The 24,418-nt window shown below is 63.2% G+C and carries 22 protein-coding genes; 12 read left to right on the forward strand and 10 right to left on the reverse strand.

From position 1 onward, the window contains the following. Positions 1 to 10 precede the first annotated feature (10 nt). Positions 11 to 709 (forward strand): NAD(P)H-flavin reductase, encoded by a 699-nt coding sequence (gene fre / locus PG898_RS17855; RefSeq protein ID WP_042648685.1) that lies wholly within the window; start codon positions 11 to 13, stop codon positions 707 to 709. Between the two features lie 103 nt (positions 710 to 812). Here fre and ubiK read toward each other — a convergent pair whose 3' ends face one another. Continuing rightward, positions 813 to 1,070 carry a ubiquinone biosynthesis accessory factor UbiK gene (gene ubiK, locus PG898_RS17860; protein WP_041206692.1) on the reverse strand — a complete coding sequence of 86 codons (258 nt, stop codon included), beginning with the start codon at positions 1,068 to 1,070 and terminating at the stop codon, positions 813 to 815. A 301-nt stretch (positions 1,071 to 1,371) separates the two neighbouring features. Between ubiK and PG898_RS17865 the strand changes: the two genes are divergently transcribed. Next, a complete protein-coding gene (locus tag PG898_RS17865; protein WP_270824758.1) occupies positions 1,372 to 3,789 on the forward strand; it encodes a VolA/Pla-1 family phospholipase in 2,418 nt (805 codons plus the stop codon). Between the two features lie 199 nt (positions 3,790 to 3,988). Here PG898_RS17865 and glpG read toward each other — a convergent pair whose 3' ends face one another. Further along, on the reverse strand, positions 3,989 to 4,822 hold the full coding sequence (gene glpG, locus PG898_RS17870; protein WP_270824764.1) for a rhomboid family intramembrane serine protease GlpG: 834 nt from the start codon (positions 4,820 to 4,822) through the stop codon (positions 3,989 to 3,991). A gap of 29 nt (positions 4,823 to 4,851) precedes the next feature. Further along, positions 4,852 to 5,175, reverse strand: a complete 324-nt coding sequence (gene glpE / locus PG898_RS17875; RefSeq protein ID WP_005330007.1) for a thiosulfate sulfurtransferase GlpE — start codon at positions 5,173 to 5,175, stop codon at positions 4,852 to 4,854. A gap of 167 nt (positions 5,176 to 5,342) precedes the next feature. Here glpE and PG898_RS17880 point away from each other — a divergent pair, with 167 nt between their 5' ends. Further along, positions 5,343 to 5,936: a LysE family translocator gene (locus PG898_RS17880; protein WP_270824759.1), complete on the forward strand. Its 594-nt coding sequence runs from the start codon at positions 5,343 to 5,345 to the stop codon at positions 5,934 to 5,936. Here PG898_RS17880 and PG898_RS17885 read toward each other — a convergent pair. The 6 genes from PG898_RS17885 to PG898_RS17910 all read right to left on the reverse strand — a co-directional run bounded on the left by PG898_RS17885 (position 5,915) and on the right by PG898_RS17910 (position 11,634). After that, positions 5,915 to 6,760 (reverse strand): AraC family transcriptional regulator, encoded by an 846-nt coding sequence (locus tag PG898_RS17885; protein WP_161507773.1) that lies wholly within the window; start codon positions 6,758 to 6,760, stop codon positions 5,915 to 5,917. The two genes, PG898_RS17880 and PG898_RS17885, sit on opposite strands and share 22 nt — an antisense overlap. A 2-nt stretch (positions 6,761 to 6,762) precedes the next feature. Continuing rightward, entirely contained in the window at positions 6,763 to 7,464 is a 702-nt protein-coding gene (locus PG898_RS17890; RefSeq protein ID WP_005330014.1) for an ABC transporter ATP-binding protein, read from the reverse strand. 10 nt (positions 7,465 to 7,474) lie between these two features. Next, positions 7,475 to 8,260, reverse strand: a complete 786-nt coding sequence (gene livG / locus PG898_RS17895) for a high-affinity branched-chain amino acid ABC transporter ATP-binding protein LivG (RefSeq protein ID WP_043132444.1) — start codon at positions 8,258 to 8,260, stop codon at positions 7,475 to 7,477. After that, positions 8,257 to 9,525, reverse strand: coding sequence for a high-affinity branched-chain amino acid ABC transporter permease LivM (locus PG898_RS17900; protein WP_161507772.1), 1,269 nt, complete (start codon positions 9,523 to 9,525; stop codon positions 8,257 to 8,259). Before PG898_RS17900 ends, livG begins: the two co-directional genes overlap by 4 nt. Continuing rightward, entirely contained in the window at positions 9,522 to 10,448 is a 927-nt protein-coding gene (livH, locus tag PG898_RS17905; protein ID WP_005330030.1) for a high-affinity branched-chain amino acid ABC transporter permease LivH, read from the reverse strand. The genes PG898_RS17900 and livH overlap by 4 nt, the downstream gene beginning before the upstream one ends. A gap of 64 nt (positions 10,449 to 10,512) precedes the next feature. Next, a complete protein-coding gene (locus PG898_RS17910; RefSeq protein ID WP_041206698.1) occupies positions 10,513 to 11,634 on the reverse strand; it encodes a branched-chain amino acid ABC transporter substrate-binding protein in 1,122 nt (373 codons plus the stop codon). Between the two features lie 435 nt (positions 11,635 to 12,069). Here PG898_RS17910 and PG898_RS17915 point away from each other — a divergent pair, with 435 nt between their 5' ends. Further along, the gene (locus PG898_RS17915) at positions 12,070 to 13,074 is read left to right on the forward strand and encodes a substrate-binding domain-containing protein (RefSeq protein WP_005330032.1); all 1,005 of its coding nucleotides are present in this window, start codon (positions 12,070 to 12,072) and stop codon (positions 13,072 to 13,074) included. 88 nt (positions 13,075 to 13,162) lie between these two features. On the opposite strand, the gene norR is transcribed toward PG898_RS17915, so the two are convergent. Next, positions 13,163 to 14,686, reverse strand: coding sequence for a nitric oxide reductase transcriptional regulator NorR (norR, locus tag PG898_RS17920; RefSeq protein WP_161507771.1), 1,524 nt, complete (start codon positions 14,684 to 14,686; stop codon positions 13,163 to 13,165). Positions 14,687 to 14,857: 171 nt separating this feature from the next. Between norR and norV the strand changes: the two genes are divergently transcribed. From norV to PG898_RS17960, 8 genes are all read left to right on the forward strand, one after another. Next, positions 14,858 to 16,339: an anaerobic nitric oxide reductase flavorubredoxin gene (gene norV / locus PG898_RS17925; protein WP_161507770.1), complete on the forward strand. Its 1,482-nt coding sequence runs from the start codon at positions 14,858 to 14,860 to the stop codon at positions 16,337 to 16,339. Further along, complete coding sequence (gene norW, locus PG898_RS17930) at positions 16,336 to 17,502, forward strand: NADH:flavorubredoxin reductase NorW (RefSeq protein WP_161507769.1); 1,167 nt, start codon at positions 16,336 to 16,338, stop codon at positions 17,500 to 17,502. The genes norV and norW overlap by 4 nt, the downstream gene beginning before the upstream one ends. 51 nt (positions 17,503 to 17,553) lie before the next feature. After that, positions 17,554 to 17,895, forward strand: a complete 342-nt coding sequence (locus tag PG898_RS17935) for a DUF1971 domain-containing protein (protein WP_005330036.1) — start codon at positions 17,554 to 17,556, stop codon at positions 17,893 to 17,895. A 117-nt stretch (positions 17,896 to 18,012) separates the two neighbouring features. Next, positions 18,013 to 19,224, forward strand: coding sequence for a 4Fe-4S binding protein (locus PG898_RS17940; RefSeq protein WP_161507768.1), 1,212 nt, complete (start codon positions 18,013 to 18,015; stop codon positions 19,222 to 19,224). Between the two features lie 139 nt (positions 19,225 to 19,363). Further along, entirely contained in the window at positions 19,364 to 19,471 is a 108-nt protein-coding gene (tnaC, locus tag PG898_RS17945) for a tryptophanase leader peptide (RefSeq protein ID WP_081805816.1), read from the forward strand. A gap of 203 nt (positions 19,472 to 19,674) precedes the next feature. Further along, positions 19,675 to 21,141, forward strand: coding sequence for a tryptophanase (gene tnaA, locus PG898_RS17950; protein WP_005330038.1), 1,467 nt, complete (start codon positions 19,675 to 19,677; stop codon positions 21,139 to 21,141). Positions 21,142 to 21,211: 70 nt separating this feature from the next. Beyond that, entirely contained in the window at positions 21,212 to 22,435 is a 1,224-nt protein-coding gene (locus tag PG898_RS17955) for an aromatic amino acid transporter (protein WP_270824760.1), read from the forward strand. A gap of 543 nt (positions 22,436 to 22,978) precedes the next feature. Beyond that, positions 22,979 to 24,202: an aromatic amino acid transporter gene (locus PG898_RS17960; RefSeq protein WP_270824761.1), complete on the forward strand. Its 1,224-nt coding sequence runs from the start codon at positions 22,979 to 22,981 to the stop codon at positions 24,200 to 24,202. The last annotated feature ends 216 nt before the right edge of the window (positions 24,203 to 24,418 follow it).

Raw genomic sequence — 24,418 nt, forward strand, 5'->3', positions numbered from 1 at the left:
AAGGACAAGAATGCAACGTATCAAGTGCCGCGTAGAGGAACTGCGCGAATATGTCGACACCATCTGGCACGTGGCCCTGACGCCGCAGCAAGCGGTGAGCTTCAAGCCTGGCCAGTATCTGCTGGTGGTGATGAGCGATTCGGACAAGCGCCCCTTCTCCATCGCCAACTCGCCGACCCGCTCCGGTGTGCTGGAGCTGCAGATCGGTGCCACCCCGGAAAATGCCTACGCCGGTCAGGTGCTGGCCCGCATGCGCGAGCAGGGAGAGATCGAGATCGAACTGGCGGCGGGCAAGGCGTTCCTGCGTGACGAATCGCCACGCCCCCTGATCCTGATGGCAGGCGGCACCGGCTTCTCCTACGCCCGTGCCATCCTGGAGTATCTGATCGATACCGGCAGCAAGCGCCCTGTGTTCCTCTACTGGGGCGTGCGCCAGGCGCACTGGCTCTATGAGCAGGGGCAGATGCAGCAGTGGGAACGCGATTATGCGCCGCTGACCTTCATCCCCGTGGTACAGGAGCCACAAGCGGACTGGACCGGCAAGACCGGCCTGGTGCACAAAGCCATCATGGATGACTTCGTCAGTCTGCATGACTACGACATCTATGTGGCCGGTCGCTTCGAGATGGCGGGTGCCGCTCGCGAGGAGTTCAAGGTGCTGGGTGCCGAGCCCGAGCGTATCTTCGGCGACGCCTACGAATTTATCTGAGCGCTAGCCGAGGGCGATTCACCAGTCTCTTCGGTGAGCCAGAAACAACAAACCCCAGCCAGGCTGGGGTTTGTCTTATGTGCCGACGGGACGTCGAGCCGGATTACTCGCCCTTGGCGCCGAGCTGCTGCTCGAGCTGGGCCAGCTTGGCCTCGAGGGCGGCCAGCTTCTCCCGGGTGCGCAGCAGCACCTTGGTCTGCACGTCGAACTCCTCGCGGCTGACCAGATCCAGCTTGCCCAGCTGGGCCTGCAGCACTTGACGGGTCTTCTTCTCCACCTCTTCACCCATGCTGCGAATGCCGGGCGGCAGGGCGTTGTGTATCTGTTTGGCGATCTCTTCCAATTTTTTCGGGTCGATCATGGGGTTCTCCTTGAGCAATGGCGCCATTCTACCGACAAATCCCTCTCTTTGCCGAGATCGGGGCGGCTTTTTGCGCCACTGGCCCTGAAAGGCTCTGGTCGGGTCTGGCGATAACAGTAAGGCTGCTACCCTTTCTCGTCGGGGTTCAATTCCAGTTCCTTGATGTTGTACACAAAAAAATCAGATCAGATGACCGACCAGAGGCTTATTAATTGTTGCGTTGCTGTTAATATGATTCGGTCGGGTTTGGACCCTACCCCGTCAGGCTCATCATGGATAACAACATAAAAGAGATAAGGATATGAAAAAAAAGCTAATTTATGCGGCCGTCGTCAGTGCGCTGCTGAGCGGTTGTGGTGGCAGTGACGACAACAAAGGCGATACCTCAAGCTATCTCGATTATCTGCTGAGCGGCACCAATGCGGCGCGCCCCAGCGCCCTGGCCGCCCGTGCCAGTGACGGCACCCTGAAGTTCTCGACCGAAACGGCCGATCTCTCCAATCCAGTCTCCGCCCTCTCCACCCTGGATGGCTGGTCCACAACCCAGGCGATCCAGATAGTGCCCGTGACTGCCTCGGGCATCACCGTCAAGGCGCCGGCCGCCGGCGAATTCGGTGCTTCCGTGGCCCCGCTCTACCTGCTGGAGCTGGAATTCGACAGCGCCGCCCTGCGCCCGAGTGGCGTGAAGAAGGTGCTGGCCTACGGGGTAGACTTCGTGGTCGCCGAGTCGGCGGGCAAGCTGAACCTGGTGCCGCTCAAGCCGCTCAATCCTTCTTCCTACTACATGATAGTGGCGACCGATTCGCTCAAGGACAGCAGCGGCAACCCCCTGCGGGCGGGCAGCGACTATAGCAACTACAAGAGCACTACCGGCAGCAATGCCCAGGAGCAGACCATCAGCGGCCTGATCGCGCTGCAGGAAGGGCTGTTCAAGGCGGCTACCGGCATCACCAGCGACCACGTGATCTTCTCCGACTGGTTCGGTACCCAGTCCGGCGCCGACGTGCTGGTGGCGGTGAAGGGTGCGGCCGCCTCCGTGCTGAAGAGCCCGACCCTGGACGCTGCCGCCCTGTGGAAGCAGGATGCCCTGGGCAACACCAGCCTGCCGGGTACCTACACCCTGGCGGTGAGCGGCGGCAATCCCTTCCTGACCCAGCTGGACGCCGAGCCCTTCCTGCCGCAAGAGCAGAAGGATGCGTTGGCCGCCGCCTTTGGTACCGGCACCCCGCTCAACGGCCTGGCCCAGATGACCACGGTCTATACCGGCACCGTCAAGCTGCCGTACTTCCTCTCCTCGCCAGCCACCGCCGGCTCCTGGGACAAGGCCAGGACCCAGTCCTGGCACGGTGCCATCCCCAGCCTCTATGCCATCGCCAATGCCCTGAAAGCGCAGGATGCCGAGGTGATCGGCGGCCTGGTGGGCGCCGGTGTGGATCCGGCCCTGCTGGGCGAGCTCATCGCCGATCCGAGCCGTCAGGCCGAGCTGCTGGCGGAGGCGAGCAAGCTGATCGGAGTGACCCTCACCTCCGGCGGCAAGCCGCTGGATCCCGAGATGAACGTGGGCCGCTTCAACCCGCTGCCGGCGCTGGAAGAGGTGCAGTCCGTGCCGATGCGGATCTTTGCCGCCGCGCCGCTGGCGAACATCACCGACGTGATCATCTATCAGCACGGCGTCACCTCGGTGAAGGAGAACGCCTACGCCCTGGCATTGGGCCAGATTGGCGCCGGCGCTCAGGCGAGCAAGAACGTGGCCGTGGTGGTGATCGATCATCCGCTGCACGGTGAGCGCGGCTTCGCCCTGACCGGCAGCATGGACTCGGTGACTACCTCCGACAACCCGACCCCCTATCTGAACCTGAGCTACCTGACGGTGGCGCGCGACAACCTGAAACAGAGCGTGGCGGATCTGCTGGGCCTGCGTCTGGCGGTGGGGCTGGCCAATGCCAAGGGAGCCATCGGCACCGCAGGCAGCCTCAAGGTGCACTTCCTGGGTCACTCCCTGGGTGCCATCGCGGGGGCCAACCTGCTGGCGGTGGCCAACCAGTCCATCGGCAATCTCCAGGCCGATGCTCTGTTCAAGTTCGACACCGGCGGCCTGGCGATGCCGGGGGGCGGCATCGCCCCGCTGCTGCTGAACTCGCCGACCTTTGGCCCGACGATCCAGATGAGCGTGCTCACCGGTAGCAGTGCCGCCCTGAAGACGGCCTTCACCGCCTATGCGCCGAACTGCAAGACCGCGGTGCCGACCTGCTTCGTCAACGAGTTCCTGCCGAGCCTGGATGCAACCACTCAGGCGAGCGCGGCCGGTACCCTGCAGAGCTACAGCTTTGCAGCTCAGTCGGTGCTGGATTCGGCGGATCCGATCAACCTCGGTCGCGGCATAGCGGCGGACTTCCCGCTGTTTGCCACGGAAGTCGTCGGCGATGGCGCCCTGAGCCTGTCGGATCGGGTGATCCCGAACAGCATCGCCACCGCGCCCCTGGGTGGCACCGAGCCGCTGTTCAAGGTACTGGCCCTGCAACCCCTGAGCGCGACCGGTGCGGCCAACCACCACGCCACCCGCTTCGTGGCTGGGGGACACAGCTCGCTGCTGGCACCGGACGAGAACTTCGATCCGACCGGCGCCGTCACCACCGAGATGCAGACCCAGTTCGGCAGCTTCTTCGCGAGCGATGGCGCCATGGTCAAGGTGTCCGACACCAGCCTGCTCAAGCAGTAAGCCTGTCGGCCAATAACAACGCCGCCCCTAGGGGCGGCGTTTTAGTTTCTGGCAATGGGTACAGGGATCGTCAAGCTGGCCTGTGATGCCTGTCCAGCCAGCCTTGCAGCAGGCCGACCAGCAGACCCACCAGATGGGCCATATTGGCGGTCGCTCTGGCTGCCGAGCAGATTGCAGCCGCCTCGATGACTACAACAACTCAGGTGGGTCTGTGGTGCCTGTCCAGCCAGCCTTGCAGCAGGCCGACCAGCAAACCCACCAGATGGGCCATATTGGCGGTGGGGGTGCCGAGCATGTCGAAGAAGCCGAGCACCAGCCAGACCAGCATGAAGCCCATCAGGGCTGGCGGCATGGTGAGGCCGCAGGCGGGCTGCAGTCTGGCACGCAGCCAGCTGTAGCCGAGCAGGGCATAGACCACCCCGGAGAGGCCGCCAAAGCGCGGGCCACTCACGAAAAACTCGGCGATATTGGGCAATGCAGCTCCGACGATGAGCAGGATGAACAGCTTGCCGCTGCCGAGCCGCTGCTCGATTTGGCCGCCGAGATACCACCACCACAGCAGGTTGAACACCAGGTGCAGCACCGAGAAGTGGATGAAGGCCGGGGTGACGTAGCGCCAGGCCTGCCAGTCGGTGAACTGGGCCAGGGTCGGGTGGAACGCCAGCTCATCGAAGATGGGCAGGCCTATGGCATCCAGGGCATAGATGGCCAGGCAGGCGATGATGACCACCAGGGTCAGGGGGCCCGCCTGATGCAGAAAATCGGTGACCGGATCCGTCATCCCCTTGCTGTAGTCGATGCGGGCATCCGCCCGGCCGGACTGCCAGGAGGCCTCCATGTAGCGGGGGTGATTGGGCTCGGCGAGGAAGCGCTTCACCTCCTGCTGGGCCTGGGCGAGGCGCCGCTCGTCCGCCAGCCAGACCGAGACGCCGAGCTCGGACTGGGTCAGCTCGCACGGGATGCCGAGGGTCGCGAGGTAGTCCACCAGCGCCTGGGCCATGCGGGTGTCCCCCAGCACCAGCAGCTGGATCATGCCGGCCGGGGAGGAGTGGCCCCCCCCTGTCATGCGTCGCCTGCCTGGATCGGGAACTCCCTGCGCCAGGCCTCGAAGCCACCGTCCAGGCTGTAGACGGCGTCATAGCCCTGTTGCAGCAGGTATTGGGCCGCCCCCTGGCTGCTGTTGCCGTGATAGCACATCACGATCACCGGGGTGTCGAAGTCCACCTCGTTCATGAAGCGAACCAGGGTGCCGTTGGTGAGGTGGAAGGCGCCGACCGCGTGGGCCGTCTCGAAGGATTGGGGATCGCGAATGTCCACGAGACGGGCCTCACCGGCCTCCAGCTTCTGGTGGGCATCCTGGGCGCTGATATGGGCAAACTGGTCCATTGAGATGTCCTGCAAATAGATGATTGAGGGCCAGTTTACCGCAAGCCGTGGCTTGCGCTAAGTCCGCAATGTGCCTTGCCATGTGCCGCGGGATCGCAATTTCCTTCAATATCGGCCTGGGTGGGCCGGATAGGCTGGTGGCTCAATCCTTTGCGTGAGCATCATCCATGGAAATCAGTCTGTTGTTGTCCATGTCCGGGTTTGCCCTGGCCATGTCCATCTCCCCCGGCCCGGTCAACCTGGTCGCCCTCGGCACCGGCGCCCGTTACGGCTTCCCGGCCAGCCTGCGCCACGTGGTGGGGGCGACCCTCGGCTTCATTTTCCTGCTCTTGCTGATGGGGTTGGGCCTCGGCGGCGCCCTGTCCCAGTGGCCCGTGGCGGCGGGCGCCATCCACTGGGGCGGCGTGCTCTTTCTCTGCTACATGGCCTGGCAACTGCTGGTGGACAGGGGGCAACTGGAGCGGGTCGACGGGGCGCCGCCTGCCTTCTGGTACGGGGCCCTGATGCAGTGGCTCAATCCCAAGGCCTGGCTGGCGGCCAGCATGGGCATGGGGGCCTATGGGGTTGCGGGCGGGGTGGAGCAGATCGCCCTGTTTACCGCTATTTATCTGGTGATCTGCCTCGGCTCCATCGCCTGCTGGGCCTATGCCGGCAGTTGCATGCAAGGGCTGCTGCTCGTGCCTCGCCGACTGCGCTGGTTCAACCGGGCCATGGCGCTCTTGTTGCTGCTCAGCGCCGCCTATCTGGTGCGTTCAGCCTGATGGGTGAGCTGGGTCCTGTACTGGCCCGGGGTGGCGGCGACCCGACGTTTGAACTGGCGCTGGAAGTGGGCCTGATCCGCGAAGCCGCTGGCCAGGGCGACCTCGACCAGGGGCTGCCCCTGCCTGAGCAGGGTGCGGGCGTGGCGGATGCGTCTATCCAGCAGATAGGCGTGGGGGGTCATGCCGTAATGGTGGCTGAAGGCGCGCACGAAATGGGAGGGGGTGAGCCCGGCCACCGCGCTCAGTTCGGCAAGGCTGAGGGGGCTGGCGCTGTCGTCCTGCATCAGCTCGGCAGCCCGTTGCAGGTGTTGCGGCGGGCGATCGTCCCAGCTGGCCGGGGTGAGCCTGGCCAGCAACTGGCGACTGAACAGGTGGCAGGCCACCTCGCGGGCCAGGGGATCCGGCCCTTGCACCAGCTGGTGATGGAGGTGCTGCAAACCCTGGTAGAGCAGGGGATCCCGGCTTGCCGTCATGTCGAAGGGCCTGAACTCGCTGCCAAGTCCCGCTTCCTCCTGCTGGCTGCGCAGCCAGTCGGTATCGAGGTAGAACATCAGATAGGACCAGGGCTGAGCCGCGATGGGATTGCAGGCGTGCACCTCTTCCGGGTTCATCAGCACCAGGGAGCCCGGGCCGACCTCCTGCCTGCTGCGCTGATTGAGGTAGTGGCTGTGGCCGCCGGTGATGGCGCCGATGGAGAAGTGGGGGTGGCTGTGCTTGTCGTAGCAGACGTAGCGGCCATCCTGCACCGCCCGCGCCTCGATGAAAGGCAGGGCAGGGTCGTGCCAGAAGCTGTGTCTGTCCGGCGCTTTCTCTGCCCTGCTCATGGTCAGCCGCCGAGATAGGCCTGGCGCACTGCCGGGTTGGCGAGCAGGGCCGCTCCCGTGTCCTGCAGCACCACCCGGCCGTTTTCCAGCACATAGCCGCGATCCGCCAGTTTGAGCGCCTGGTTCGCGTTCTGCTCCACCAGGAAGATGGTCATCCCCTTCTGGCGCAGCTGCTCTATGGTGTCGAAGATCTGCTGGATGATGATGGGGGCCAACCCCAGGGAGGGCTCGTCCAGCAGCAGCAGGCGCGGCTTGCTCATCAGGGCGCGGCCGATGGCCAGCATCTGCTGCTCGCCGCCGGACATGGTGCCAGCGCGCTGCTCCAGCCGCTCGTGCAGGCGCGGGAACAGGGTGAATACCTGATCCAGCAGGCCGTGTTGCTCGGCCTTGTCGACGAAGAAGGCACCCATCAGCAGGTTCTCCTGCACCGTCAGACGGGCGAAGATGCGGCGCCCCTCCGGCACCACGGCGATGTCCTTGCGCATGATGCGGGCCGTGCTGAGAGTGTTGATCTGTTCCCCCTCGAACCAGATGCTGCCGCTGCTGGGCTTGGGTTCGCCGCACAGTGTCATCAGCAAGGTGGTCTTGCCGGCGCCGTTGGCGCCGATCAGGGTGACGATTTCCCCCTCTTTTACTTCGACGCTGACGTCGTGCAGCGCCTGGATCTTGCCGTAGTGGGTCGATACGTTGCGAAGTTCTAACATCTTTTTGTCCTTACGACTCGCCCAGATAGGCCTTGATCACGGCCGGATTGTTGCGGATTTCATCCGGCTTGCCGTGGGCCAGCGGGGTGCCCTGGTTCACCACGAAGATGCGGTTGGAGATCTCCATCACCAGCTTCATGTCGTGCTCGATGAGCAACACCGAGACGCCAAACTCGTCCCTCAGGTTGGAGATGAGTTCGTTGAGCTCGTCGGTCTCGTGCGGGTTGAGACCGGCGGCTGGCTCGTCCAGCATCAGCAGCTCGGGCCGGGTCGCCATGCAGCGGGCGATCTCGAGACGGCGCTGCTGGCCGTAGGCCAGGTTGCCGGCGGCGCGGTTCGCGAGATCCTTGAGGCCCACCTTCTCCAGCCAGAAGGCGGACTGCTCCAGCCCCTCCCGCTCGGCACGGCGGAAGGCCGGGGTCTTGAACAGGCCGGCGATGAAGCCGGTATTGAGATGCCTGTGCTGGGCCACCAGCAGGTTCTCCACCGCCGTCATCTCCTTGAACAGGCGCACATGCTGGAAGGTGCGCACTATGCCCTTGCGGGCGATGAGATGGCCGGGCAATCCCTGGATCTCCTCGCCACGGTAGCGGATGGTGCCGCCGGTCGGGCGATAGAAACCGGTCAGGCAGTTGAAGATGGTGGTCTTGCCCGCCCCGTTGGGGCCGATGATGGAGATCACCTCGCCCTTGTCCACATCCAGCTTGACGCCGTTGACCGCCAGCAAGCCGCCGAAGCGCATCGACAGATCGGAGACATCGAGCAATTTGTTGTTGGTATTGTTCAGCTTGCTCATTTGTGCAGCTCCATATGGGGTCGGCTCATGGGCAGCAGTCCCTGCGGCCGCCAAATCATCATGAACACCATCAAGAGGCCGAACATCAGCATGCGGTACTCGTTGAACTCACGGGCCAGCTCAGGCAGCACCGTCATGACGATGGCTGCCAGTACCACCCCGATCTGGGAGCCCATGCCGCCCAGCACCACAATCGCAAGGACGATGGCCGACTCGATGAAGACGAAGGACTCCGGACTGATGAAGCCCTGGCGCGAGGCGAAGAAGCTGCCGGCGAAGCCCGCGAAGCAGGCGCCTATGGTGAAGGCGGTCAGCTTGATGATGGTGGGGTTGAGCCCCAGTGACTTGCAGGCGATCTCGTCTTCCCGCAGCGCCTCCCAGGCACGGCCGAGCGGCATGCGCAGCAGGCGGTTGATGACGAACAGGGTCGCCACCACCAGCACCAGCGCCATCAGGTAGAGGAAGATCACCTTGTGGTTCGCGTTGTAGGCGATGCCGAAGAACTCGTGGAAGGTCTCGAAGCCCCCGTCCTTGACGGTACGGTTGAACTCCAGGCCGCCCAGGGTCGGCTTGGGAATGCCGGAGATCCCGTTCGGGCCGCCGGTCAGCGTGGTCATGTTGTTGAGCAGGATGCGGATGATCTCGCCAAAGCCCAGGGTGACGATGGCCAGATAGTCCCCCCGCAGCCGCAACACAGGGAAGCCGAGCAGGAAGCCGAAGGTGGCCGCCATCAGGCCGGCGATGGGCAGGCACTCCCAGAAGCTCAGGCCGAAGTAGGTATTGAGCAGGGCGTAGCTGTAGGCGCCGACCGCGTAGAAGCCGACGTAACCGAGATCCAGCAGGCCGGCGAGGCCCACCACCACGTTCAGCCCCAGGCCCAGCATGATGTAGATGAGGGCCAGGGTGGCCAGATCGATGGCACCGCGCGAGGCCATGAAGGGCCAGCTGACCGCAAACAGCAGCACCAGGATGGCGGTGATGTTATAGAGCTTGGGCGCCTCCTCCGGGCTCGGCAGCACCAGCTTGGTGAAGCCGACGGAGAAGCCGCTGATGGAGGCCTGGAACAGGCGACTGATTTGGCCGCGCATCAGCTGGAACCAGAACACCAGGGCGGCGCCCCCCAGCAGCCAGGCCAGGGAGACATCGAGCCGGCTCACCACCAGCAGGCGGGAGCCATCGGTCTCCAGCTTGAAGCCGAGCAGCCAGAAGGAGAGCACCAGCAGCATCAGGCTGGCGATGCAGGCATGGATAAATTGTTTTTTCATACCTTCTCGACCTCCGGACGACCCAGGATGCCGGTGGGCATAAAGAGGAGCACGAAGATGAGCAGGGCGAAGGCCATCACATCCTTGTATTCGGTGCTGAGGTAACCGGCGGTGAGCGCCTCGACCACGCCGAGCAGCAGGCCGCCGATCACGGCGCCAGGAATGCTGCCGATGCCGCCCAATACCGCTGCCGTAAACGCCTTAAGACCGGCCATAAAGCCGAGGTAGGGGTTGATGACACCGTAATACATGCCGAGCAGCACGCCCGCGACGGCGGCCAGGGCCGCCCCCAGCACGAAGGTGATGGAGATGACCACATGGGTATCTATGCCCAGCAGATTGGCCATCTTGATGTCTTCCGAACAGGCGCGGCAGGCGCGGCCCATGCGGGATCGGTTGATGAACTGGGTCAGCGCCAGCATGGTGATGAAGGTCACCACGAAGATGATGAGCTGCATGTAGGAGAGACTGGCCTGGAAGCCGTCCTCACCACCCAGGGTCCAGCCCCCGGAGATCAGGGTGGGCATGGCGATATCGCGCGAGCCCTGTGCCATCCGCATCATGTTCTGCAGGAAGATCGACATGCCGATGGCGGAGATGAGGGGGATGAGGCGGTTGCCGCCCCGCAGTGGACGATAGGCCACCCGCTCTATGGACCAGCCATAGCTGCCGGTGATGATGATGCTCACCAGGAAGGCGCCGCCCAGCAGCAGCACAGTGCTGTCGATGCCCATCATCGTGAGCCCCGCCATCACCATGAAGGCGACATAGGAACCGATCATGTAGACCTCGCCGTGGGCGAAGTTGATCATGCCGATGATGCCGTAGACCATGGTGTAGCCGATGGCGATCAACGCATAGGTGCTGCCTATGGTCAATCCGTTCAGCAACTGCTGAACCAGATAAAGAAGGTGTTCGGACATACCGCGTTCCCTGTACTTGCCCGCAAAGAAAGGAGGGGTGACTCATGTCACCCCGACCGGCAGATTATTTGACTTGAGTGGAGGTACCGTCGGCGTGCCACTGGAAGACACCGAATTCGAAGCCCTTGAGGTCACCGTTCGGCGCCCAGCTCAGGGGGCCCATGACGGTGTCGACCGGTGCTGCCTTGATGGCGGCAGCCACGGCAGCCGGATCATCCTCGCCCGCCTTGGCGATGCCGGCCGCCAGGGTCTGTACCGCTGCATAGGTGGTCCAGACGAAGGGACCTGAAGAGTCCTGACCCTTGGCCTTGAACGCTTCCACGATGGAGGCGTTGGCAGGCAGCAGATCGTACTTGTTCGGCAGGGTGACCAGCAGGCCTTCGGACGCCGGACCACCGATGGCGGAGATGTCCTTGTTACCCACCCCTTCCGGACCCATGAACTTGGCCTTCAGACCCTTCTCGCCGGCCTGGCGCAGGATCAGCCCCAGTTCCGGGTGGTAGCCGCCGTAGTAGACGAAATCGACGTTCTCTTTCTGCAGCTTGGCGATCAGGGCGGAGAAGTCCTTGTCCCCGGCGGTGATGCCTTCAAAGGCCACTACCTTGACGCCCGCCTTGTCCAGCGCTGCCTTGACGCTGGAGGCGATGCCTTCACCGTACTGCTTCTTGTCGTGGATGACGGCCACGCGCTGGGGTTTGACCTGCTCGATGATGTACTTGGCGGCGGTCGGGCCCTGGTCGCTGTCCAGACCGATGGTGCGCATGGTCAGCTGGTAGCCACGCTCGGTGATCTTGGGGTTGGTGGACGCCGGGGTCACCATCAGCACGCCTTCATCTTCATAGATGTCGGAGGCGGGCAGGGTGTTGTCTGAGCAGAGGTGGCCGACCACGAACTTGACGCCGTCGTTGATCACCTTGTTGGCGATGGCCACGGCCTGCTTGGGATCGCAGGCGTCGTCATAGATGACGGCTTCGATCTGCTTGCCCTTGATGCCGCCCGCCTTGTTGATCTGCTCGACCGCCATCTTGCCACCGGTGAACTGCATGTCACCGTACTGGGCGACCGGGCCGGTCAGGGGGCCGGCGATGCCGATCTTGATGGTATCGGCCGCATTGGCCATGGAGACTGATCCAAACAGAGCCAAAGAAACCGCTGCCCTGACTGCCATTTTGCTCAAGTTATTCATTGATTCGTCCCTTAATCAGTGGATTGTTTCATTTTCCGTGTGTCATTCCGAGCCTGTGTCCCGCCAGCCCGGCAATAGATAAGGTTCTATCATTCCTCGCCGTGCAATAACAAGATGTTAAAGATACTAACCATGCGGGGGTGGCAAGCCATTTTATGAAACAAATGCCCTGTCGTTTCACTATTGGTAGAGTTTAATTTTGTTTTTGTCGGTTAACATCTTCACAACAAGAGGTGTGTGCGGAAAAAATCAGAGTAAAAAACTGACGATATTTCATTCTGCGCCCGCTCTCATTTTGACCAAATTCCGTTTGCGCAAAAAGAAATGACCGCCTAGATTAGCCAAGATTGACAATTCACTGGCAGCTCTCGTTAAAACCAAGCCTTTATTCGGGAAATCTGCTACTGTTCCGCCTTTGTTATTCAGGAGACAGAGATGGCCACTATCAAGGATGTCGCCTCCCGGGCAGGCGTATCCATCTCCACCGTCTCACATGTACTCAATCACACCCGTCGGGTCAGCGAAGATGCAACCCAGAAAGTGCTTGAGGCGGTGGCAGAACTCAACTACGCGCCCAATTCGGTAGCGCGCAGCCTCAAGATCAATTCAACCAAGACCATTGGCATGCTGGTCACCACCAGTGCCAACCCCTTCTTCGCGGAAGTGGTGCAAGGGGTGGAAGCCTACTGCTTCGAGCAGGGTTATAGCCTGATCCTGTGCAACACCGAGAACCAGCCCCCCCGTCAGCAGCATTATCTGCGCATGTTGATGGAGAAGCGGGTCGACGGCTTGCTGGTGCTGGGGACCGACATCGACACCCCGCTGCGCGACATGCTGCGCATCCACAAGAACGTGCCTCAAGTGGTGCTGGACTGGGGAACCGAGTGTGATTTTGCCAACGTCATCAACGACAACGCCCGCATCGGTGCGCGCCTGGCCGTGCGCCATCTGCTGGAGCAAGGTCACACCAGCATCGTCTGCATCACGGGCCAGATCGACAAGCCGACCACCCAGCAACGGCTGGACGGGGTGCGTGACGCCCTGGGCGAGCAGGGGCTGACCCTGAAGGATGAGCAGATCTTCGAAGGGGATTACGAGAGCCAGAGCGGCTACGATGCCATGCAGCGGATCCTGGCCCTCACGCCTCGCCCGACGGCGGTGTTTGCCTTTGACGATCCCATGGCCATCGGTGCCATCTGCGCCGCCTGGGAAGCCGGAGTCAAGGTACCTGACGACATCTCCATGATCGGCTACGACGACGTGGAGATGGCGCGCTTCTCCAGCCCGCCGCTCACCACCATTCGCCACCCCAAGGCAGAGCTCGGCCTGCTGGCGGTGCAGCAACTGGTGAGCCGGATCCGCAACAAGGCGCTGGAAGTCGAGTCCATGACGGTCCAGCCCGAGCTGATCGTTCGCCGCTCGGTCAAGTCCCTGCGCTGACCGTCACTCCGGTTGCCCCCAAACCCCCTCCCTCGCGAGGGGGTTTTTGTTTATGGGGCTCGGCTCAGTACCTCAGTACCTCAGTGCCTCAGGGCTTGAGGCCGAGCCGTTTGGCGAGCCGGTGCAGGTTGCCGCCGTCCAGCTCCAGTGCCCGGGCGGTGGCGGCCCAGTTGCCCTGGTGGGCCACCAGGGTCTGCTCGATCAGCGCGAGCTGGAAGGCGTCGGTGGCGGCCCGCAGGCCAGGGCCGCCGGGCAAGGGGGCAACTGGCGCGATGGCGGGGCTGGTAGAGGGGGGCAGAGGACCGGTCGCCAGGTTGAAGTGATGGCTGGCGAGGGTCGGGGCCTGGCTGCCCTGTTCGGCCCGCGCCAGCACGGCGGCGCGGTGGATGGCGTGCTCCAGCTCGCGCACGTTGCCCGGCCAGTCGTGGCGTTCGAGTAGTTGCAGTACACCGGGCAGGATGCGCAGCCGCTCCAGCCCCAGGCTGACCCGGCAGCGTTCGCAAAAATAGCCGGCCAGCAAGGGGATGTCGCCGGGGCGCTCGCGCAGCGCCGGGGCCTGGATCGGGAACACGCTCAGGCGGTGGTAGAGATCGGCCCTGAACTGCCCCTCCACCACCGCCTGCTTCAGATCCCGGTTGGTGGCGGCCAGGATGCGCACATTGACCTTGAGGGGGGTGTCGTCACCGATGCGTTGCAGATCGCCGTATTGCAGCACCCGCAGCAGCTTGGCCTGCAGCGGCAGAGAGAGCTCGCCGATCTCGTCGAGAAACAGGGTGCCCTTGTCCGCCAGCTCGAACTTGCCCGCCCTGTGGTGAATGGCGCCGGTGAAGGCCCCCTTCACGTGGCCGAACAGCTCGCTCTCCGCCACCGATTCCGGCAGGGCGGCGCAGTTGAGGTAGACCAGGGGCGCGCCGGCGCGGGGTGAGCCCTGATGCACCGCCTTGGCGATCAGCTCCTTGCCGACCCCGGTCTCCCCCAAAATCAGCACGTTCAGCTCCGAGCTCGCCACCACGTTTATCTCGTGGCGCAGCCGTGCCATGGCGGGGGAGCGGCCTATCATCTCCGGCTGGCCCTCGGCATGGGGGGTCGAGGCGAGCGGCTCGCTGCTCTGGCGGGCGAGCCGCTCCAGCAGCAGGGCGTTGCTGAGGGCGGCGGCGGCCAGGGCGCCCACCAGCCGCAGCTCCTCGTCGCTGATGCCGTCGAACTGGGCCGGATTCATGCCGTCTATGGTCAGGGCGCCGATCAGCGTCTGATCCGAGAACAGCGGCAGGCCGACGCAGGCGTGCACCTTGAAGTCGTCGTGATCCGGCAGCAGGCCGTCATAGGGGTCGGGCAGGCTGCTGTCGGCGGGGAAGCGCACCACGTCGCCAGCGCGGGCGATGGCCTCCATGCGCGGGTGATCCCGCAAGGCGAAGCGGCGACCCAGCACGTCCTGCATCAGGCCGTCGATGGCCAGTGGAATGAACTGGCCCCCCTCGTAGCGCAGCAGGGCCGAGGCGTCCGAGTGCAGCAGGCTGCGCACGCTCTGGATCAGGCGGTGGAATCTGTCCTGATGGGAGATGCCAAGTTGCAGGTCGAGGGCGATGCGCGCCAGGCGGTCGGTCGAGATCACGATGATTGTCCAAATGACAGTTTGTTTGTGAATATGACTATATAGAGTGGCTGTCCAAATGACAATTTTGGTTTTTTGTTCCCATTAGAAACAATAGGTTACGAGTTGGCACGTCCGCTGCAATAGGAAATTCAGTCACACATTCACTATTGCCTGCTGAGGAACTGCCTGATGAGCATTCACGTCAAAAACAACATCCACTGGGTCGGCCAACGGGACTGGGAGGTACGCGACTTCCACGGTACCGAGTACAAGACCCACAAGGGCACCAGCTACAACAGCTACCTCATACGTGAAGGGAAGAACGTGCTGATCGACACCGTCGATCACAAGTTCAGCCGCGAGTTCGTGCAGAACCTGGCGGCAGAGATCGATCTCGCCGCCATCGACTTTGTGGTGATCAACCACGCCGAGGAGGATCACGCCGGCGCCCTGACCGAGCTGATGGCCCGCATCCCCGGCACCCCTATCTACTGCACCCACAACGCCATCGACTCCATCACCGGCCACCACCACCACCCTGAGTGGAACTTCCAGCCGGTCAAGACCGGCGACAGCCTGGACATCGGCAACGGCAAGCAGCTGGTATTCATCGAAACTCCCATGCTGCACTGGCCCGACAGCATGATGACCTACATGACCGAGGATGCGGTGCTGTTCTCCAACGACGCCTTCGGCCAGCACTATTGCGACGAACACCTGTTCAACGACGAGGTGGATCAGACCGAGTTGATGGAGCAGTGCCAGCGTTACTACGCCAACATCCTCACCCCTTTCAGCCCGCTGGTGACCGCCAAGATCAAGGAAGTGCTGGGCTTCAACCTGCCGGTGAGCATGGTGGCCACCTCCCACGGCATCGTCTGGCGCGAGGATCCCACCCAGATCATCCTCAAATACCTGGAGTGGGCCGATCACTATCAGGAGGATCGCATCACCTTGTTCTACGACTCCATGTCCAACAACACCCGCATGATGGCCGACGCCATCGCCCAGGGCATCCACGAGGTGGATCCGGGCGTGGCGGTGAAGATCTTCAACGTGGCACGCCACGACAAGAACGAGATCCTGACCCAGGTGTTCCGCTCCAAGGGGATACTGGTGGGCTCCTCCACCATGAACAACGTCATGATGCCCAAGGTGGCTGGCATGCTCGAAGAGATTACCGGCCTGCGTTTTCGCAACAAGCGCGCCGCCGCTTTCGGCAGCTACGGCTGGACCGGCGGCGCGGTGGATCGCATCCAGACCCGGCTGATGGACGCGGGCTTTGACATCAGCCTCTCCCTCAAGGCCAAGTGGCGCCCGGATGGTTCGGCGCTGGCCGAGTGCCGCGATCACGGTCGCCAGCTCGCCCGTCAGTGGGCACTGCATCCGCTTGAGACATCCCGCCCGATCACCACAACCCAGACGGCGGTGACGCCTGCCCCGGTGATCGCCAAGGCGCCGCAAGCCGCACCGGCCGCCGGTGAATGGGACGACGACCAGCCCATGCTCTGCACCGTCTGCCAGTGGATCTATGACCCGGATCTCGGCGAGCCGGATCAGTTGGTGGCACCTGGCACCCCCTGGGCCCAGGTACCTGACAGCTTCCTCTGCCCGGGCTGCGGCATCGGCAAGGAGGTATTTGAACCCTGTGGGGCGGAGGCCTGTGTATGAATGCAGCAACCCTGAGTGACGCCGGTGCCAGCCGGGAGATCGTGGTGATCGGCAGCGGCTTTGCCGCCCAGCAGCTGGTCAAGAGTTTGCGCAAGCTGGATGGGGAGCAGCCCATCCGTCTCATCACCGCCGACAGCGGTGACGAGTACAACAAGCCGGATCTCAGCCACGTGGTGAGCCGGGGCTGCGCCGCCGCCGCCATGACCCGCCAGAGCGGCAGCGACTTTGCCGAGCAGCAGCGCGTCACGCTGCTGCCCCACTGCCCGGTACTGGGCATAGATCCCGCCCGGCGGGTGGTGCTGACCGGACAGGGAGAGTTCCCTTACGGCCAGCTGGTGCTGGCCACCGGTGCCAGCGCGGCGCGACCCGACCTGCCGGGCAGCGAGCATCTGGTCACCCTCAACAGCCAGCAGGAGTATGCCGCCGCCGAGGGAGCAATCCAGCATGCCCGCAGCATCCTGGTACTGGGGGCCGGCCTCATTGGCTGCGAGCTGGCGATGGACATGGCGAGCGATGGCCGCGAGGTCACCCTGCTGGATCTGGCCGACAGCCCGCTCAGTACCCTGCTGCCCGCCACTCTGACCCAGCCGCTGCAACAGGCGCTGCGCTGCCAGGGCGTCACTCTGCAGCTCGGGCTGGGCATCGCCAGGATAGACGCCCAGCCCGGCGATGGCTGGCGCGTCACCCTGACCGATGGCCGCGTCAGCGAACAGGATCTGGTGATCGCCGCGATTGGCCTTAGGCCGAACCTGACCCTGGCCCGGGGGGCCGGGCTGGAGGTGGAGCGCGGCATCCTGGTCGACGACAGGCTGCAGACCAGCGATCCCCATATCTTCGCACTGGGGGATTGCGTGCAGTGGCGAGGCCAGCTGCTCCCCTTCCTGCAACCCATAGTGCTGGGAGCCAATGCGCTGGCGCGTACCCTGCTCGGCACGCCGACCCCCCTGGCCCTGCCGCCCATGCTGGTGAAGGTGAAGACCCCGCGCTACCCGTTGCAACTGGCGGGCCGCACCCGGGGTGAGGATCTCGCCTGGCAGTGCCGCTGGAACAGCCACGGCATGGTGGCCGAGGCGCACGATGAAGCCGGCGAGCTGTGCGGCTTCGTGGTGGGGGGCGATCAGATGAGCGCCGCCTTCCCGCTGCTGCGTCAGCTGCCCCGTTAACCCCTTTCATTGCACCGGCCGGGTCGACCCGGCCACTCGAGGAGAACTGATATGGCCATGCAACTGATCCCGTCTCACTGGGTGGTGCGTCGTTCCACCCCCTTCTTTACCCGCGAGAATGTGCCCCAGGCCCTGCTCACCCACCACAACACCGCGGCCGGCGTGTTCGGCCAGCTCTGCGTGATGGAGGGGTCCGTGACCTACCACGGTTTTGCCGACGAACAGGCCGAGGAGCCGGAGCTGAGCCTGGTGATCCGGGCCGGGGAGTTTGCCACCAGCCCGCCCCGGTACTGGCACAGGGTCGAGCTGTCGGAGGACGCTCGCTTCAACATCCACTTCTGGGCCGAGCAGGCCGAGTCCGACCAGCCGCTGTTCAACAGCCGCAAAGGATGAGCGCCGGCGGGGGACAATCCTGTGGAATGCCCCCTCTGCCCATGCAGATCAAAACAATCAACTCAGATGTTCGTTATCCTGCCCCCCTTATCCGAATGAGTTCCATGAGGGAGAGGCATGAGCCTGATTGAAGCCATGACCATGGCCGCCGGCCTGGTCTATCTGGTGCTGCTGGCGTGGCAGGCGCGATCCGGTTGGCCGTGGCGCCTCGCCCTGTTGTTCCTGCTCTGGCTGGTGGCGACGGACAGCCTGCTCTGGCTCGCGTTGGGGCTGGTGGTCGTCCCCCTCGCCCTGTGGCACAGATACAGACCGCAACCGGCACTCGGTGAGCTCGGCAGCCAGCCGCTGCGGGCCTGGGCCCGCCATCTGCTGCTGCTCTGCTGGGGGCTGGTGGCGGTGCAATATGGTCTGCATGTCTGGCAGCTGGGTCAGGGGACGAGTCCCTGGTTGGTGCGCCCGGACGTGGTGGACGGCTTCCTGCCCATCGCCGGCGGGCTCGGGCTGCGGGCCTGGATTGGGCAGGGGCTGGTGGATCCGCACCATCCGGCGGCCACTATTACGGTGCTGGTGCTCAGTCTGTCGGCCCTGCTGCTGGGGCGGGCGTTTTGCGCCTGGTTCTGCCCCCTGGGGGTGGTGGGGGAGTGGCTGCACGGCCTGCGCAACCGCCTGCTGCCGGGGGAGTGGACGCCGCCGCGCTGGCTGGATTGGCTGCTGCGGGCCCAGAAATTCCTGGTGCTCGGCTTTTTGCTCTTCATCATATTGCTGGCGGTGCCCGCCGCAGCCCTGCCCGGCTATCTCGCCAGCCCTTACCATCAGGCCGCAGACATGAAGATGGGGGCCTTCTTCTTCAACCTGTCCCTGGTCTCCGGCCTCTGCCTTGGCTGGGTGCTGCTGCTCACCGCTACCTTCCGCCAGGGCTTCTGCCGTTATCTCTGTCCCTATGGCGCCTGGCTCGCTCTGCTCGGTCTGCTGACGCCCCTGCGCATTCGCCGTGACCCGGTCCGCTGCCTGCGAAGTTCCGGCCACGACTGCGACAAGTGCAGCCGGGCCTGCCCGTCACGCATCCAGGTGCACCAGCTCATCACGGTGCGAAGCCTGGAGTGCACCAGTTGTCTGAGCTGCGTCGCCGCCTGCCCCAGGCGGGCCGATGCACTGCACCTTGGCACACCACACCGCCGGCTCAGCCCCCGGTGGTTGCTGGGGCTGCTCTGCCTGTTGCTGCTGGTGTTGCCGCTGCTCTCCTACGGCCTGCTGGATATCTGGGTCAGCCAGACACCGCTGGCCGACCGTCATGACTTGCTGCAGAGGCTGCCCTGGCTGAATCATTGAGCCATCGGCCAGGGAGAGTGCGCGTCAGGGGACGCGAGTCGGGGTGTATAAAAATCCCCCGTCAAACTGTTAGCGCCATCCCAAATTGCTCATGTTGCAATTGATCATATACAAGGGCTCACCATAATGGACCCTGTTAATGGGCGTTGTTAATTCCAACCAGATGAGCAACAACATGCATATCAAGGTCAGCTATCCCAAGTGGTTTACCCTGGACCATAAAATCGCGTTCTTCTTCCCGCTGTAATATCCCCCGCGGTGCTTGTGCATTTATCTGGATGCAACGAGTCCGTCTGAATACCTAATCTGAAATAATCTGCACCTTCATTCACCTTGTTTATTGGCGAGGCGATGTCGTGCACCCGATCTCATTATTTGCTACCTGCCAACTGCTTATTGATGGCGGGTGATGAGATTCATCCTGAATATTTAAAGCAAGGGTGTCTATCCATGGAAAACTTCAAGCATCTTCCCGAACCGTTCCGCATTCGTGTCATCGAGCCGGTCAAGCGTACCACCCGTGCCTACCGGGAGGAGGCCATCGTCCGGGCGGGCATGAACCCCTTCCTGCTGGACAGTGAAGACGTCTTCATCGACCTGCTGACCGACAGTGGCACCGGCGCCATCACCCAGGACATGCAGGCTGCCATGCTGCGCGGCGACGAGGCCTACAGCGGCAGCCGCAGCTACTACGCCCTGCAGCGGGCGGTGCAGGAGATCTTCGGTTATTCCCTTACCATCCCGACCCACCAGGGACGCGGTGCCGAGCAGATCTACATCCCGGTGCTGATCAAGAAGCGGGAGCAGGAGAAGGGGCTGGATCGCAAGAAGATGGTGGCACTCTCCAACTACTTCTTTGACACCACCCAGGGTCACACCCAGATCAACTGCTGCGTGGCGAAGAACGTCTACACCAAGGAGGCGTTCGACACCTCGGTCACCGCCGACTTCAAGGGCAACTTCGATCTGGTCAAGCTGGAGGAGGCCATCCTGGAGGCGGGTCCCGCCAACGTGCCCTACATCGTCAGCACCATCACCTGCAACTCCGCCGGTGGCCAGCCGGTCTCCATCGCCAACCTGAAGGCGGTGTACGCCATCGCCCGCAAGTACGACATTCCGGTCATCATGGACTCGGCCCGCTTCGCCGAGAACGCCTACTTCATCCAGCAGCGCGAGCCCGGCTACGCCGACTGGAGCATAGAGGCGATCACCCTGGAGTCCTACAAGTACGCCGACGGCCTTGCCATGTCGGCGAAGAAGGATGCCATGGTGCAGATGGGGGGGCTGCTCTGCTTCAAGGACGACAGCATGCTGGACGTCTACACCGAGTGCCGCACCCTGTGCGTGGTGCAGGAGGGCTTCCCGACCTACGGCGGTCTGGAGGGCGGCGCCATGGAACGGCTCGCGGTGGGCTTGCGGGACGGCATGCGCCAGGACTGGCTGGCCTATCGCATCGGTCAGGTGCAGTACCTGGTGGATGGTCTCGAGGCCATCGGCGTGGTGTGTCAGCAGGCGGGCGGCCACGCGGCCTTCGTGGATGCGGGCAAGCTGCTGCCCCATATCCCGGCGGATCAGTTCCCGGCCCACGCCCTGGCGTGCGAGCTCTACAAGGTGGCGGGCATCCGGGCGGTTGAGATTGGCTCCTTGCTGCTGGGACGGGATCCCGCCACCGGCAAACAGCACCCCTGCCCGGCGGAGCTGCTGCGTCTCACCATACCGCGTGCCACCTATACCCAGACCCACATGGACTTCGTCATCGAGGCCTTCGGCGAGGTGAAGAAGAACGCCAGGAACGTGAAGGGGCTCGACTTCATTTATGAGCCGGCGGTACTGCGCCATTTCACCGCCAGACTGAAAGAGGTCGACAATAACAAGCAAGCGACCAGCAACAAGAATGAAAAATTAATAGAAGCATAACGAGTCAGGGGCACTTTATCGGGTGCCCCTTTTTTTTCGCAGCTCTGTGAAATTTCGGGAGTGACAACACATGACATCGAAACCATCCGTGACGGGAGGGGCCTGCATTATTGCCAGCGTCTGTGTCGGCGCCGGCATGCTGGGATTGCCGAGTGCGGGGGCGGGCGCCTGGACCAGCTGGTCATCGCTGGCCATTATTCTCATCATGATCATCATGATCATCATGACGGTCTCCGGCTGGATGTTGCTGGAAGCCTTCAAGCCCTATGAATTGACCGCCTCTTTTAATTCGGTGACCAAGGATCTGCTCGGTCACAAAATAAATGTCTTCAACAATCTGACTGTCTATTTCGTCGGTGGCATTCTGCTGTACGCCTATATCACCTCCTCGGGTCTGATCCTGAGCGGCCTGCTCGGCATCAATAGCCAGTTCGCCTCCGTGCTGTTCGTGCTGGTGTTCTCCTGCTTCGTCTGGCATTCGACCCGGGCGGTGGATCGCATCTCCGTGGTGCTGATCGCCTTTATGGTGCTGAGCTTCGTGTTCGGGGTATCGGGCCTTGCCGCCAACATAGACGCGACCAGGCTGTTCCACTCCCTCACCGAGGAGCTGGGTCAGGCACCCTATGCCCTGGCCATGTTGCCGGTGGCGCTGACGTCCTTCGGCTACCACCACTCGGTGGCGTCGATGCGGGCCTATTACGGCGAGGAGCAGAAGGCCAAGCAGGCGATCCTGGGGGGCACCCTGATAGCCCTGGCACTCTACCTGCTGTGGCTGCTGAGCATCTTCGGCAACCTGCCCCGCAGTGCCTTCGGCCCCGTTATCGCCAAGGGGGGCGACGTCGATGTGCTGCTCGGGGCGCTGGCCTCGGTGATCGAATCCAAGCGGGTATCCAACGCCATCAACCTCTTCTCCATGGCGGCCATCCTCTCCTCCTTCATTGGGGTCGGGCTCGGGGTATTCGACTATCTGGCGGATCTGTTCAAGTTCGACAACAGCCGCGCCGGCCGTGCCAAGTCCTGGGGTGTGACCTTCCTGCCACCGCTGCTGCTCTCCTTGCTGTTCCCCTTCGGTTTCGTGGTGGCCATCGGTTATGCCGGGGCCGCGGCGACCGTCTGGGCCTGCATCATTCCTGCCCTGCTGGCGAAGAAGTCCCGGGAGCTGGCGCCACAAGGGGGCGGTTTCAAGGCGCCCGGCGGCCAGCCCATGGTGGTGGCCGTCATCGTCTTCGGGGTGCTGACGGCCGTCTTCCATCTGATGGCGATGGCGGGCATGTTGCCCATCTATACGGGATAACCTGGATCCTCCGGGAAACCGACACGGGGCGCCTGCGGGCGCCCTTGTCGTGTCCGGGGCCTGAGACGCCCCGAACTTGGGGTTAACGGCCGGACATCGCCCCCATTTCCCGTCAATTCGCCCCCGGATTTGATACCTGAGGGGGAGCAGGGTAAAGTCACACCCCCAACATGGCCGCCCTGCTGCCATGTTGGGATCGGTAGCTAGCCTCAGCCACGTCTTGCCTCGCTGACGCAGAAGCAAGCGGCTGGGCGTCGATAGCACAGCTTCTGCCGCAGATGCAGCAGCAAGCGGCTGGGCGTCGATAGCACAGCTTCTGCCGCAGATGCAGCAGCAAGCGGCCAGGGCGTCGATAGCACAGCTTCTGCCGCCGATGCAGCAGCAAGCGGCTGGGCGTCGATAGCACAGCTTCTGCCGCCGATGCAGCAGCAAGCGGCTAGGCACCGATAGCACAGATGAGCGCGATCTTACGATGACAACCGGCGTAGCAGATGCAACGGTCCGCGGTCGCGACCAGATCAACAATCGTCTTTGGGGAAGTAAATGGAACATAAACCATCGTTGGTGGGCGGGGCATGCATCATTGCCGGCGTCTGTGTGGGGGCTGGCATGCTGGGCCTGCCGAGTGCGGGCGCGGGGGCCTGGAGCCTCTGGTCCATGCTCGCGGTGGCGTTGACCATGGTGGTGATGACGATCTCTGGCTGGATGCTGCTCGAATCCTACAAGGGTTATCCGCTGCGCGTCTCCTTCGATACCGTTACCCGGGATCTGCTGGGGGAGAAGGTCAATGCCCTCAACAATCTCAGCGTCTATTTCGTCGGCGGCATCCTGCTCTACGCCTACATCACCTCGGCCGGTCTCATCATAGATGGCATGACGGGGATGGGCAGCCACTGGTCCTCGGTGCTGTTCACCCTGGTCTTCTCGGTGCTGGTGTGGCACTCCACCCGGGCGGTAGACCGCATCTCGGTGCTGCTGGTGATCCTGATGGGATTGAGCTTTGTTTTTGGCATCTCCGGCCTGTCGATGAATATTCGCCTCGACCTGCTGCTCGATCGAGTCGGCAGTGAGACCCACTACGCCCAATATGCCCTGGTGATGCTGCCGGTGGCGCTCACCTCGTTCGGCTATCACCACTCGGTGTCGTCCATGCGGGCCTACTATGGCGAGGAGCGCCGCGCCAGCCGCGCCATCCTGGGGGGGACCGTCATCGCCCTGACCTTCTACCTCATCTGGCTGGCCAGCGTGTTCGGCAACCTGCCGCGCAGCGAGTTCGGCCCGGTGATCGCAGAGGGGGGCAATGTGGATGCCCTGCTCAAGGCCCTGGGCTCGGTGATCGAATCCCAGGCGGTGGCCAATGCCCTCAACGCCTTCTCCATGGCGGCCATTCTCTCCTCCTTCATCGGGGTTGGCCTGGGGGTGTTCGACTACCTGGCGGATCTGTTCAAGTTCGACAACAGCCGGGCCGGTCGCGCCAAGTCCTGGGGCGTCACCTTCCTGCCGCCTCTGGTACTCTCCTTGTTGTTCCCGTTCGGCTTCCTGATGGCCATCGGCTATGCGGGCGCAGTGGCCACCCTGTGGACCTGCATCATACCGCCCCTGCTGGCCTGGAAGGTGCGCAAGGCGGCGCGTAATGGCAACCAGGGCGAGGGCTTCCGTGCGCCCGGCGGTATCTTGATGATCGTCTTGGTGATCCTGTTCGGCGTGCTGACCGCCGCCTTCCATCTGCTCAACATGGCGGGGTTGCTGCCCGCCTACAAGGGCTGACAAGCCCGCTGATGCAGCGAAAAACGGCGCCCTCGGGCGCCGTTCTCTTTTGGGCGTCACGGGCAGACGGGATGGACACTTCGCCCGCCATCGAAGCGTTGTCCCGGCCATGGCTGTACTCTGCGGACTCGAGTCACCAAGGGAAGGTGCGAACAAGTCCCTGATATGAGATCATGTTTGTCATCTGGAGCCATGGAACAGGGTTCATCATGAGTC

It is taken from the genome of Aeromonas sp. QDB31, assembly GCF_027707605.1.
Lineage (GTDB): Bacteria > Pseudomonadota > Gammaproteobacteria > Enterobacterales > Aeromonadaceae > Aeromonas > Aeromonas media.